Below are 11674 nucleotides of genomic sequence, written 5' to 3'. Positions count from 1 at the left end.
CAGGCCGAACCCGCTGATCACGACGATCCCCGGCCACGGCGTGCGGCGGGAAAGCAGGCCCGCCACCGCCGCGACGGCCACCATGACGACGGCCATCCCCGACAGCAGCACGAGCTTGTCGTAGGTGCCGAAGGTGCGGACCGCGAAGTCCTTGAGCCCCACCGGGGTCAGGTCGATCGCGCCGTTGCCGACCGCCAGGTAGGGCGACGCGTTGACGCCGACCAGCCCGGCGATCAGGTGCCCCGCCGCGAGCGCCGCGGCGAGCGCCACGACCCCCAGCGCCGCGGCGACCCACCGGCGCAGCCGGGATACGACCGGCACCGGCCGGTCCGCAGTCGTGGTGCTCATCGCGCTCCTGTCACAGGGTTTCAGCGGTCAGGTCAGGTCGATGCGGGTGACCGCCGGGGTTGTCGGGCCCGCGGAACCGCCCGCGGGCTCGACCGTGATCCCGATCCGGTCGACGTCCGGCGGCACCGCGGTCGCCATCGGGCGCATGCGGTCCGGGGACTCCGGCTGCATCAGGCCGGCCGAGTGCGCGCCGCCCTTGCCGAGCAGCCAGACCTGGTAGACGTGCGCCGCGTCGAGGGCGGGCAGGCCGGACGCGAGCAGCACGGCCTGGTGGCGGCTGCGGGACACCACGAGCGTCGCGTTGCCCTGGCCGGAGCTCCGGATCGCCGTGGCGTCCGGGGCGGCCAGCACCGGATCCGCCTGCTGCCGCGGGACGGTCGTGGTCTGCACGCCGGCGGCCACGACCACCGCCACCACGGCCGCCGCGGCGGCGCCGAAAAGCGCGACGCGCAGCTGCCACGTCTTGGCGCGGCTGAGCTTGCGCACTACTGGCACCCTCGGCGGCAGCTGGCGGGTGCGGGCCACGTCGGCGAGCACCACCAGCTTCAGCTCCGGCGGCGGCGCCACCTCCGCGGCCACGCCGAGCCGGGCACCGGTCGCGCGCAGTTCCTCGACCTCCTGGCGGCAGGCGGCGCACTCCCCGAGGTGCCGTTCGAACTCCGCACGGTCCACATCGGACACGGCGTCGAGCGCGTAGGCCCCGGTCAGCGTGTGCAGCTCGGCGGTCATCGGTCCACCCCCAAGCAGTCACGCAGCCGGATCAGGCCGTCGCGGATCCGGGTCTTCACGGTCCCCGGCGCCACCTTCAGCACCTCGGCGACCTCGGGGTAGGTGTAGCCGTTGTAGTACGCGAGCACGATCGACTCGCGCTGCAGCTCGGTCAGCGCGGACAGGCACTGCCGCACCCGCTGCTGGTCCAGACCGGCCAAAGCGGACTCGGTGACCTCGTCGAACGGCCGCCGCACATCCATCCGCCCGGCCCGGTCCTCCCGGTCGAGCACGGCCTGGTGCGAGCGCACGCGGTCGACGGCCCGGCGGTGCGCGATCGTCAGCACCCACGAAAGGGCGCTCCCGCGCTCCGGGACGTACCTCGCGGCCTTGCGCCACACCTCCACCAGCACCTCCTGGGCCACTTCCTCGGCTTGCGCGTGGTTGCGCAGCACGCGCGTCACCAGCCCGAGCACCGGACCGGCGACGAGGTCGTAGAGCGACGAGAACGCCGCCTCGTCCCCCGCCGCCACCCGCCGCAGCAGGTCCTCGGCGCTCGGCGCGGACGCCGGCGTTTCGCCCGGATGCAGCCGTAGCCGTCCACGCTCACCCATGTCCGGCAACCTCCACGTCACCCACCACGCCCTCCGGCCTCGGCAGGGGTTCGCGGCCGGACGGCGGCGCGGACTGGTGGTCAGTGGCCCTTCCCACCCGGAAGGCCCAACTCCGCGGCAGCGACCCATCCGGGAGCGCGGCGGCTCCGAAAGCGAAGTTCCGGCGCGCATCACGGGGCGTGAAAAAGTGCCCGTTCGGCCATGCCGACGGTGACCTCCGACACTTCTTGATCACCCCGAAGTGTGAAAGTTTTTCGGAACGCTGGGCGTTGACCTCACTATGCGTTATCTCTGGAACAAGCCGAAGTTAACCGACGAGTAGCAAAGGGGGTCCGATGAGCGACCCGCACAGCGTGACCAGCGCCAGCCTCGACTTCGCCCTGCGCACCTTCGGGGCCGGCCCGCGGCCGGTGCCCGCCGAGCTGGAGTACGACACCCGGGACCCCTACGCGGTCGCCGTGGTGCTGCACGCCGGCCCGAGCGCGGTCCGGTGGCTGTTCGGCCGCGACCTGCTGGCCGACGGCCTGCTCGCCCGCTGCGGCGACGGGGACGTCCGGATCGGGCCCGCCGGCGACCCCGCCCTGGTCGTCGTCGAGCTGACCTCCCCCGACGGCGCCGCCGTGCTCGAGGCGCCCGCGAAGGAGATCGCGGCCTTCCTGGACCGGACCTACGACGTCGTCCCGGCCGGCAGCGAGAGCGACTGGTTCGACTTCGACACCGAGCTGGAGAAGCTCTCCTACCAGGACTGAGTACCGTCCCGGCGTGAGCTTCTTCCTGACGAAGGTCCTCGACGCGCTGGACGACGGCGGCGACCGTCCCCTGTTCATCCAAGACGGCGTCACGACCTACCACCAGGCCCGCGACCGCCTCCGCCGGCTGCACGCGGGCCTCGGCGTGGGCGGCGTCGTCGCGATCGACCTCCGCAACCGCCCCGAGACGGTCCTCGTCCAGCTCGCCGCCCTGCTGCGCGGGGCGACCGTCCTCCTGGTCCCGGCCTCCGCGCCGGACGGGCAGCGGTACCCCGGCGTGACCACCGTCGTCACCGACCGCCCGCAGCACTGGCCCGGCGAAGACGTCCGCACCCTCGACGACCTCGACGGCGAGCCCGAGCCGCTCGACCCGCCGGACGCCGTCCGCCTGCTCTTCCCCACCGGTGGCACCACCGGCACCCCCAAGCTCATCCGCCACAGCGGCATCTACGACGGCATGGCGCACATCTTCGCGCCGTCCCCGGACGGCCCGGGCCGCACGCTGCTCGTCGCCCCGATGACGCACATGACCGGCAACGCCACCGTGCTCGGCGCGCTGCTGCGGCGCGACACCGTCGTGGTGCACGACGGCTTCGACGCAGGCGCGGTCCTCGCCGCGATCCAGGAGCACCGGATCGACACGCTCTCGCTGACCCCGCCCCGGCTGGCGGCCGTCCTCGACCACCCCGCGCGCGAAAGCACCGACCTCACCAGCGTCCGTTCGCTGTCCCTCGGCGCCGCGCCATTGCCGCCGCACCGGCTCGCGCAGGCGCTCGACGTGTTCGGGCCGGTCGTCGGCCAGGGGTACGGCCTCACCGAAGCCCCGATGATCGCCAGCATCTCCGCCGCCGAGCTCATCGACCGGCCGGACCGGCTGGGCTCGGTCGGCCGGATCGTGCCCGGCATGGAAGCCCGGCTCACCGCCGACGGCGAGGTCGAGGTACGCGGACTGTCCATGATGGACGGTTACCTCGGCGGCCCGGACGTCGGCGCCGGCTGGCTGCGCACCGGCGACCTCGGCCGCTTCGACGACGAGGGCTACCTGTACCTGCTCGACCGCGCGGACGACGTCGTCGTGGTCGGCGAGCACGGCACGAAGGTCCCCACGACCGTCGTCGAGCACGCCATCGCGGCGCACCCGGCGATCACGGGCGCGGCCGTCTTCGGCGTTCCCGGCCCGGACGGGCAGCTGCTGCACGCCGTCGTCGTGGCCACCGGGCCGGTCACCGCCGAGGACGTCCGGGCCCGCGCCCGGGCCGCCTTCGGCCAGGAGCACTACGTCCCGGCGGCCGTGGACTTCGTCAGCGCGCTGCCCCTCACCGAGGTCGGCAAGGTCGACAAGCGCGCGCTCGCTCAGCTCGTGACGGCGCCGTCCGACGACGACTTGACCAGCTTGACGTACTTGCCGAGCACACCTTCCGGGAACTTGTTCGGCAACGGCTCCCAGCCCTGACGGCGGGCGGCCAGCTCGGCCGCGTCCACCAGCAGGTCGATGCTGCGCGCCTTGATGTCGACGGCGATCCGGTCGCCGGTGCGGACGAACGCGATCGGGCCGCCGTCGACCGCCTCCGGGGCGACGTGGCCGATGCACAGGCCGGTGGTGCCGCCGGAGAACCGGCCGTCGGTCAGCAGGAGGACGTCGCGGCCGAGGCCGGCGCCCTTGATCGCCGCGGTGATCGCCAGCATCTCGCGCATGCCCGGGCCGCCCTTGGGGCCTTCGTAGCGGATGACGACGACGTCGCCCGCCTCGATCCGGCCCTCGTTCAGCGCCGCCATCGCCTCCTGCTCGCGTTCGAACACGCGCGCCGGGCCTTCGAAGTTGGCCGTGTCGAAGCCCGCGGACTTCACGACGGCGCCCTCGGGGGCGAGCGAGCCGCGCAGGATGGTGATGCCGCCGGTCGGGTGCAGCGGGTTGTCCAGCCGCCGCAGGACCTCGCCGTCGATCGGGTCGGGGTCCAGCTCGGCGAGGTTCTCCGCGACCGTGCGGCCGGTGACGGTCAGCGCGTCGCCGTGGATCAGGCCCTCGTCGAGGAGCGCCTTCATCAGCACCGGGATGCCGCCGTGGCGGTCGATGTCCTGCATGACGTACTTGCCGAACGGCTTCAGGTCGCCCAGGTGCGGGACGCGGTCGCCGACGCGGTTGAAGTCGTCGAGGGTCAGCTCGACCTTCGCCTCGTGCGCGATGGCCAGCAGGTGCAGGACGGCGTTGGTCGAGCCGCCGAGAGCCATCACGACGGTGATCGCGTTCTCGAACGCCTCCCGCGTGAGGATGTCGCGCGCGGTGATGCCCTTTTCGAGCAGCCCGACGACGGCTTCACCCGAAAGGTGCGCGTAGTGGTCGCGGCGGCGGTCCGCGGACGGTGGCGCGGCCGAGCCCGGCATGCTCATCCCCATCGCCTCGGCCGCCGAGGCCATCGTGTTGGCCGTGTACATGCCGCCGCAGGCGCCCTCACCAGGGCAGATGGCGCGTTCGATGCGGTCCAGGTCGGCGGTCCCCAACCGGCCCGCGCGGCACGCGCCGACCGCCTCGAAGGCGTCGATGATGCTGACGTCCTTCTCGGTGCCGTCGGTCAGCTTCACCCAGCCGGGGGCGATGGTGCCCGCGTAGAGGAACACCGACGCGAGGTCGAGGCGCGCGGCGGCCATCAGCATGCCCGGCAGCGACTTGTCGCAGCCTGCTAGGAGGATCGAGCCGTCGAGCCGCTCGGCCTGCATGACCGTCTCGACGGAGTCGGCGATGACCTCGCGTGAGACCAGCGAGAAGTGCATGCCGTCGTGGCCCATGGAGATGCCGTCGGACACCGAGATCGTGCCGAACTGCAGCGGGTAGCCGCCGGCCGCGTGCACGCCTTCCTTCGACGCCTGGGCGAGCCGGTCCAGTGACAGGTTGCACGGCGTGATCTCGTTCCACGAACTGGCGACGCCGATGATCGGCTTGCGCCAGTCGCCGTCCCCCATCCCGACGGCGCGGAGCATGCCGCGCGCGGGCGCGGCCTCGATCCCGTCGGTCACCGTGCGGCTGCGGGGTTTCGGATCGATCGTCATCGCGGGGCCCTCCGGTACGACGTTCGGACGCACTGCATGCTACCCGCGTCCGCGCGGTCCGCTGGCCGGAACGAATCGCTTCCCGCGCCCGCGCGAACCGGCGAAAACTCGGCCAGATGATCGCCACAGTGGTGTGGGGCACGGGCAACGTCGGCCGTGCGGCAATCCGGGCCGTCGACGCCCATCCGGCGCTGGAACTGACCGCCGTGCTGGTGCACGACCCGGCGAAGGTCGGCAAGGACGCGGGCGCGCTGGCCGGCGTCGGCGACCTCGGCGTCGCGGCGACCGACGACATCGACGCCGTGCTCGGCGCGCATCCGGGGGCGGTGGTCTACGCCGCTTCCGGGGACGTCCGGTTCGACGACGCGCTCGCCGACATCGTCCGCGCGGTCGGCACGGGCGCGGTCGTCGTGACGCCGGCGCTCTACCCGCTCTACGACCAGCGCAACGCGCCACCCGAACTGCGCGACCCGGTTCTCGCGGCGATCAAGGAGGGCGGCGGCTCGCTGTTCGTCTCCGGCGTCGACCCCGGCTGGGGCAACGACGTGCTGCCGCTGCTGATCAGCGGGCTCGGCACGGACGTGGACGTCATCCGCTGCCAGGAGATCTTCGACTACTCGACCTACGAGCAGCCCGATTCCGTCCGGTACCTGGTCGGGATGGGCCAGCCGATGGACTACGACCCGCCGATGCTGATGACCGGCGTGCCGTCGATGGTGTGGGGCGGGCAGGTCCGGCTGATCGCGCGCGGCCTCGGCGTCGAGGTCGACGAGCTGCGCGAGACGCTGCAACGGCGTCCGCTTGAGGAGACCGTGTCGACGCGGACGATGGGCGAGTTCGAAAAGGGCACGCAGGGCGCGGCGCGGTTCGAGGTGCAGGGCATCGTCGACGGCGAACCGCGGATCGTCATCGAGCACGTGACGCGGATCCACCCGTCGTGCGCGCCGGACTGGCCGACGCCGCCCAGCGGGGACGGCGCCCACCGCGTGATCATCGAAGGCCGGCCGCGCATCGAGGTCAGCGTCGAAGCTTCCGACGAGGGCGAAAACCGTTCGGCGGGCGGCAATGCCACCGCCGTCGGCCGGCTCGTCGGCGCGATCGACTGGCTGGCCGAGGCGGAACCCGGTCTCTACGACGCACTCGACGTCCCGCTGCGCCCGGCAGCCGGCAAGCTCGGAAGGAGGCGCTCGTGAACATCGACATCCCCGAGGGCAAGGACCCGATCGGCTACGTCTGGGGCGAACTGGTGCCCGGCATCGGCATCGCCGCTTCGCAGTTTTCGCTGGCGGTGTACGAGCACACGACGCTGGGGCTGCGCGAGTTCGAGGCCGCGCGGCTGCGGATCGCGCAGATCAACGGGTGCGTGTTCTGCCTCGACTGGCGGACCGAACGCGACGGCGTGAAGGTCGAGGAGGAGTTCGCCGACGCGGTCCTGGAGTGGCGCACGACGGACCGCTTCGACGAGCGCACGCGGCTCGCGGCGGAGTACGCCGAGCGGTACACCCTGGACCACCACAACCTGGACGACGACTTCTGGAAGCGGATGTCTTCCCAGTACACGCAAAAGGAGATCGTCGAGCTGAGCATGAGCCTCGGCGCGTGGCTCGCTTTCGGCCGCCTGAACCACGTCCTGGGCCTGGACACCGTCTGCGTCCTGCCGTCCCACCGGTCGTGAGTGTTCAGTCGGGTTAGAACCCTACCGAACACTCACGACCCGCGGGTCAGAAGTCGGTGGCGATGATCTTTTCGATGTTGCGCTCGGCCAGGGCTGTGATCGTGACGAACGGGTTGACGCTGGTGTTGCCCGGGATCAGGGAACCGTCGATCGCGTACAGGCCCGGGTGGCCGGCGAGCCTGCCGTAGTTGTCGGTCGCCTTGCCGAGCACCGCGCCGCCGAGCGGGTGGTAGGTGAGGTGGTCGCCCCAGATCTTGTACACGCCGAAGAGGTCGGTGCGGTAGATCGTCCCCTCGGTCGCGTTGATCTTGTCGAAGATGGTCTTCGCCATGTCGATCGACGGCTGCTTCCACGCCGTCTGCCAGTTCAGCTCGACCGCGCGCGTGGTGGGGTTCCACGTGAACTGCGCGCGGTTCGGGTTCTTCGTGATGGACAGGTAGAACGACGCCCACGTCTCGATCCCGGTCGGCAGCGGCGCGACCTCCGCGAAGGCACCGCCCGCGGCCCAGTTGTCGATGCCGCCGCACGGGATGGACGACTGCAGGCTGCCGGTCGGGTCCCAGATGTGGTTGGCGCGCCCGCACATCACGTTCCCGTTGTCGCCCCAGCCCTTGCCGACCTCGCCGTTCAGGTTGGGCAGCGCGCCGGTCGCCTTCAGCTTCACCAGCAGCTTGCTCGTGCCGACGCTGCCCGCGGCGAAGAACACCTTGGCCGCCGTGACGGTCTTGATGGCGGACACCGCGCCCGCGGTGGTCAGCTGCTCGATCGTCACCGTGTAGCCGCCGCCGGACGCGGGCACCACCTGCGTCACGCGGTGCAGCGGGGAAATGGTGACGCGGCCGGTCGCGGCGATCCGCGGGAGGTAGGTCTTCTGCAGGGATTTCTTGCCGTAGTTGTTGCCGTACAGGATTTCCCCGGCCAGCGCCGACTTCGGCACGGTGCCGGCGGCTTCCTGCTCCATGTAGTTCCAGTCGTACACGTCGGGCACGAAGACGAACGGGAACCCGGACCGCTGCGCCTGTTTGCGGCCCACGCGGGCGTACTGGTAGGCGTCGGTGGTGTCGAACCAGGCCGGGCGCACGGTGGCGACGCCGAGCCCGGCGTTGGCGCGCGGGTAGTACGTGTTGTACATCTCGTCGGCGTTCACCGTGGGGAGGATCGCGCCGAAGTTCTCCCGCTTGGGCGTGACGGCCATGCCGCCGTTGACGAGCGAGCCGCCGCCGACCCCGCGGCCCTGGTAGACGGTGATGCCGCTGAACTCTTCGGCGTCGAGGATGCCGGTGTAGCGCGGGATGTCCTTGTCGATGGGGAACCCGAGGAAGTTGGACAGCGGCTGCTTCGTCTTGGTGCGCAACCAGAACGAGCGCTGGTCCGGGCTGGTCGTGTTGGCGAAGATCTTGCCGTCCGAGCCGGGGGTGTCCCAGGCCATGCCCATCTCGACCATGTGCACATCGACGCCGGCTTCCGCGAGCCGGAGCGCGGCGACCGAGCCGCCGTAGCCGGTGCCGATCACCAGCGCGGAGACGTCGGCGCCGTCGGGGATCGAGGCGGGGGCGGCTGGCGCGGCGGCGGCTTTTCCGGCCAGTGCGGCACTGGCCAAGATAGAACCGGTTCCTGCGATGAAAAGACGACGGGAAACTGCCCCAGAAGCTGTACTCCACATGGATTCGTCACGCATGTGATAGTCCTCACCGTTGAGGTATAATAGAACAGGTTATAACTCAGTGGTGCAGACAAGTCGACATATACCCGCCGGTAACATCCCCGGGTTGCGCGGCGGTTCCGCTGAATGGGCCATGATGGACGACTGTGGAGTCCACCCGTGTGGACCGCTGGCTTTGGGCGGTCCGGCTGACGAAGACCCGCCCGGACGCCGCGGCGGCGTGCCGCGGCGGCCACGTGCGCGTCAACGACAAGCCCGCCAAACCCGCGACGACGGTCGTCCCCGGCGACGAAGTGCGCCTGCGCATCGGCGGCACGACCAAGGTCCTCGACGTCGTCCGCGTGATCCAGAAGCGCGTCGGCGCCCCGGACGCGGTGACGTGCTACGTGGACCGCACCCCGAAACCACCCCCGGAAACGGCGATCCCGGTCGCCCGCCGGGACCGTGGCGCGGGCCGGCCGACCAAAAGGGAGCGTCGCGTGCTCGACGCCTTCCGGCACCAGGAGCCCTAGCGGCCCGGCCACCGTCGATGGTCATCCGGCGACTTGATCGAGGGATCGCCGCCCCCGGCCCGGCCTGGCCGGACAGAGCGGGGAATTCGCCGCGCCCGGGTCCGCTCGCGGGGAAAACGGGTAGTCCCGGTACGTGACACGGGCGACGGGGCGAAGGAGTCATGGCGATCAGACCGCGACCCCGGACCGGTTGCTGGCCGCCGCGCGGCCGCTCGTCGTGCGCTACTGCCGCGCCCGGCTCGGCACTGGGCAGGATCCCGATGACGTCGTGCAGGACGTCTGCCTCGCGGTGCTGAAGGCGATGCCCGCTCGGCCGCCGGAGCGGCCCTTCCCGATCTTCGTCTGCGGCATCGCCCGCCACCACGTCGAGGCCGCCCGCAAGGCCGCCGCCCGGCGGCGGGCCGAGCCGGTCGCCGAGCTGCCGGACGAGGGCGACGCGACGCTGGACCCCGAGCAGCACGCGCTGCGGCGCGAACTCGGCGAGCGGATGGCGAAGCTGCTGCGGGTCCTGCCGGACAAGCAGCGCGAAATCCTGGTGCTGCGCGTGGCCGTCGGCCTGTCCGCGGAGGAGACGGCGGCGGTGGTCGGGTCGACGCCGGGCGCGGTGCGCGTCGCCCAGCACCGGGCGCTGGGCCAGCTGCGCAAAGCGGTCGCGGGCTGAGCGGCCGGGGCTACCCTGGCCTGGTGAGCGACAGCGAGAACTTCGAGGGACGCGACGTCGGGTCCGGGATCTCGGTGATCCGCGAGAGCACGGACGTCGTCGGCTCCGGGCCGCGCCTGCACCGGCACCCGTACGCCGAAACGTTCGTGATCATCCGCGGCCGCGCCCGGTTCACCATCGGCGACGAGCAGCGCGACGGCGGCGCCGGGGACGTGCTCGTCGTCCCGGCGGGCGTCGCGCACAAGTTCGCGGTGCTCGGCCCCGGGGTCTACGAGGCCGTGCACATCCACGAGAGCGACCACTTCATCACCGAGTGGCTGGAGTAGCGCTCACAGCCCGCGGTCGGCGATCATGCCGCGCAGCTTGGTCAGCGCGCGGTACTGCGTGATCCGGACGTTGCCGGGCGAGATGCCCAGCGCGTCCGCGGTCTCGTTCGCCGACAGCCCGACGACGATCCGCATCGACAGGATCTCCTGGTGCAGCGGCGGCAGCAGCGCGAGCAGCTTGCCCAGCCGCGCCCCGAGGTCGAGGTCCAGGACGTGGCTCTCGGGCTCGTTCCCGCCGAGCGGCCGGTCCGGCAGCTCCGGCACCGGCTTCGACCGGTCGCGCGCCACGGACCGGAAGGCGTCGGCGACCTTGTTCGCGGCGATCGCCCGCACGAGGTACAGGAACGAGCCGCCGCGGTCCTGGTACCCGGGCAGCACCTTCAGCACGGCCAGGCACACCTCCTGCGCGACGTCGTCGGCGGAGAGGTAGGAGAGGTCCCGCCCGCCGATCCGCGCGCGGCAGTACCGCACGACCGTCGGCTTGACCAGCCGCAGCAGCGCCTGCACGGCGTTCGGGTCCCCGGCCCGCGCGGCCGCCACGATCGGGTCGAGCTCCTCCTTCCCCAGCTTCCCCGCCGGCCGCGGCAAGTCCGCCGGCACGGAATAGCCGTCCACTGCCTCCGGCGCCGCCGGGATCATGGTTTCCACGGGTCCCTCCTCGCGTTCGAACAATTCGGTTATCGAGGCGCTGAACAGGGACGTTGCACACCCGCACTTCTTGTCCACAAGTTGTCCGTTAACCAGAAACCGCCTGGTCGGCGGCCCCGCCGGACACCACCGGACTTCCGGTCAAATTCTTGACAATTCCTGCCCGCGCGCGAAGAGCGGTAGCGAAAACGGGCCGCTCGCCGATCCACCGCCCGTACCGCCGCCGACCACCAGGACCCCCTCATGATCACCCACTGAAATGCCGCCCCTTGACGCCACCGGAGAGTGTTCCCCGATGACGGATCCCGATCCCGGTCTGTCCGGCGCCCGCACGGCGGACCGATTCGACGTGTTCCTGTGTTTCACCCGCGCCGACGCCGGCAGCGCGACCGCGGTCGACCGGATCGAAGAAGCGCTGCGCGCCGACGGGCTGCGCGTGTTCCGCGACACTGGCATCGGCGTTTTCGAGCCGATCACCCGGGAACTCGCGGACGCGATCGCCGGCTCGCGCGTGCTGCTCGCCTACTATTCGCGGATTCTGCCCACCCGGTACGCGTGCCAGTGGGAATTGACGGCCGCGTTCGTCGCCGCGCGGCGCCACGGCGATCCCGCGGACCGCGTGCTGGTGATCAACCCGGAACCGGGGACCGAGCACCTCGCGCCGGTCGAGCTGGCCGACGCGAAGTTCTTCACCGGTCCGGTGACCGCCGAAGCGCTGCCGGCGC

General features: G+C 71.6%; 13 protein-coding genes and 1 pseudogene. 8 read left to right on the top strand and 6 right to left on the bottom strand.

Annotation, left to right across the window (positions count from 1 at the left end; genetic code table 11):
- From G3I65_RS34865 to sigK, 3 genes and pseudogenes are all read right to left on the bottom strand, one after another.
- Window positions 1-348, bottom strand: a pseudogene (locus G3I65_RS34865) (molybdopterin-binding protein); the annotation flags it as partial.
- Window positions 349-375: 27 nt separating this feature from the next.
- A complete protein-coding gene (locus tag G3I65_RS34860; RefSeq protein WP_160699871.1) occupies window positions 376-1077 on the bottom strand; it encodes an anti-sigma factor domain-containing protein in 702 nt (233 codons plus the stop codon).
- The gene (gene sigK / locus G3I65_RS34855; protein ID WP_160699870.1) at window positions 1074-1670 is read right to left on the bottom strand and encodes an ECF RNA polymerase sigma factor SigK; all 597 of its coding nucleotides are present in this window, start codon (window positions 1668-1670) and stop codon (window positions 1074-1076) included. Before sigK ends, G3I65_RS34860 begins: the two co-directional genes overlap by 4 nt.
- Before the next feature lie 335 nt (window positions 1671-2005).
- Here sigK and G3I65_RS34850 point away from each other — a divergent pair, with 335 nt between their 5' ends.
- Complete coding sequence (locus G3I65_RS34850; protein WP_125313222.1) at window positions 2006-2419, top strand: SsgA family sporulation/cell division regulator; 414 nt, start codon at window positions 2006-2008, stop codon at window positions 2417-2419.
- A gap of 13 nt (window positions 2420-2432) precedes the next feature.
- On the top strand, window positions 2433-3872 hold the full coding sequence (locus tag G3I65_RS34845; RefSeq protein ID WP_160699869.1) for a class I adenylate-forming enzyme family protein: 1440 nt from the start codon (window positions 2433-2435) through the stop codon (window positions 3870-3872).
- Here G3I65_RS34845 and ilvD read toward each other — a convergent pair.
- Complete coding sequence (gene ilvD / locus G3I65_RS34840) at window positions 3773-5464, bottom strand: dihydroxy-acid dehydratase (RefSeq protein WP_160699868.1); 1692 nt, start codon at window positions 5462-5464, stop codon at window positions 3773-3775. The two genes, G3I65_RS34845 and ilvD, sit on opposite strands and share 100 nt — an antisense overlap.
- Window positions 5465-5580: 116 nt before the next feature.
- Between ilvD and G3I65_RS34835 the strand changes: the two genes are divergently transcribed.
- Together G3I65_RS34835 and G3I65_RS34830 are read left to right on the top strand one after the other, a co-directional pair.
- The gene (locus G3I65_RS34835; protein ID WP_160699867.1) at window positions 5581-6657 is read left to right on the top strand and encodes a dihydrodipicolinate reductase; all 1077 of its coding nucleotides are present in this window, start codon (window positions 5581-5583) and stop codon (window positions 6655-6657) included.
- Window positions 6654-7139 carry a carboxymuconolactone decarboxylase family protein gene (locus G3I65_RS34830; RefSeq protein ID WP_160699866.1) on the top strand — a complete coding sequence of 162 codons (486 nt, stop codon included), beginning with the start codon at window positions 6654-6656 and terminating at the stop codon, window positions 7137-7139. Before G3I65_RS34835 ends, G3I65_RS34830 begins: the two co-directional genes overlap by 4 nt.
- A 46-nt stretch (window positions 7140-7185) precedes the next feature.
- On the opposite strand, the gene G3I65_RS34825 is transcribed toward G3I65_RS34830, so the two are convergent.
- A complete protein-coding gene (locus G3I65_RS34825) occupies window positions 7186-8739 on the bottom strand; it encodes a GMC oxidoreductase (protein WP_160699865.1) in 1554 nt (517 codons plus the stop codon).
- A 209-nt stretch (window positions 8740-8948) separates the two neighbouring features.
- Between G3I65_RS34825 and G3I65_RS34820 the strand changes: the two genes are divergently transcribed.
- The 3 genes from G3I65_RS34820 (at window position 8949) to G3I65_RS34810 (ending at window position 10301) form a co-directional block, all read left to right on the top strand.
- Window positions 8949-9314: an RNA-binding S4 domain-containing protein gene (locus G3I65_RS34820; RefSeq protein WP_309235882.1), complete on the top strand. Its 366-nt coding sequence runs from the start codon at window positions 8949-8951 to the stop codon at window positions 9312-9314.
- Window positions 9315-9447: 133 nt separating this feature from the next.
- Window positions 9448-9975: a sigma-70 family RNA polymerase sigma factor gene (locus G3I65_RS34815; RefSeq protein WP_160699864.1), complete on the top strand. Its 528-nt coding sequence runs from the start codon at window positions 9448-9450 to the stop codon at window positions 9973-9975.
- 23 nt (window positions 9976-9998) lie between these two features.
- On the top strand, window positions 9999-10301 hold the full coding sequence (locus G3I65_RS34810) for a cupin domain-containing protein (RefSeq protein WP_125313215.1): 303 nt from the start codon (window positions 9999-10001) through the stop codon (window positions 10299-10301).
- 3 nt (window positions 10302-10304) lie between these two features.
- Here the strand turns inward: G3I65_RS34810 and shbA are convergent, their stop codons facing one another.
- Window positions 10305-10940 carry an RNA polymerase sigma factor ShbA gene (gene shbA / locus G3I65_RS34805; RefSeq protein WP_166640960.1) on the bottom strand — a complete coding sequence of 212 codons (636 nt, stop codon included), beginning with the start codon at window positions 10938-10940 and terminating at the stop codon, window positions 10305-10307.
- A gap of 304 nt (window positions 10941-11244) precedes the next feature.
- Between shbA and G3I65_RS34800 the strand changes: the two genes are divergently transcribed.
- The coding region (locus G3I65_RS34800; RefSeq protein ID WP_160699862.1) for a toll/interleukin-1 receptor domain-containing protein at window positions 11245-11674 on the top strand (430 nt) is incomplete at its 3' end.

Origin of the sequence: Amycolatopsis sp. SID8362, assembly GCF_010550475.1 — a bacterium.
Taxonomy (GTDB): domain Bacteria; phylum Actinomycetota; class Actinomycetes; order Mycobacteriales; family Pseudonocardiaceae; genus Amycolatopsis; species Amycolatopsis eburnea.
The sequence above is the reverse complement of the archived record's forward strand: the minus strand, read 5'-3'. Positions and strand labels throughout refer to the sequence as shown.

Bases quoted from the DNA above. Each gene is read 5' to 3' on its own strand.
- G3I65_RS34860 (WP_160699871.1), bottom strand. From the start codon at position 1,077: ATGACCGCCGAGCTGCACACGCTGACCGGGGCCTACGCGCTCGACGCC.
- sigK (WP_160699870.1), bottom strand. From the start codon at position 1,670: ATGGGTGAGCGTGGACGGCTACGGCTGCATCCGGGCGAAACGCCGGCG.
- G3I65_RS34850 (WP_125313222.1), top strand. From the start codon at position 2,006: ATGAGCGACCCGCACAGCGTGACCAGCGCCAGCCTCGACTTCGCCCTG.
- ilvD (WP_160699868.1), bottom strand. From the start codon at position 5,464: ATGACGATCGATCCGAAACCCCGCAGCCGCACGGTGACCGACGGGATC.
- G3I65_RS34835 (WP_160699867.1), top strand. From the start codon at position 5,581: ATGATCGCCACAGTGGTGTGGGGCACGGGCAACGTCGGCCGTGCGGCA.
- shbA (WP_166640960.1), bottom strand. From the start codon at position 10,940: ATGATCCCGGCGGCGCCGGAGGCAGTGGACGGCTATTCCGTGCCGGCG.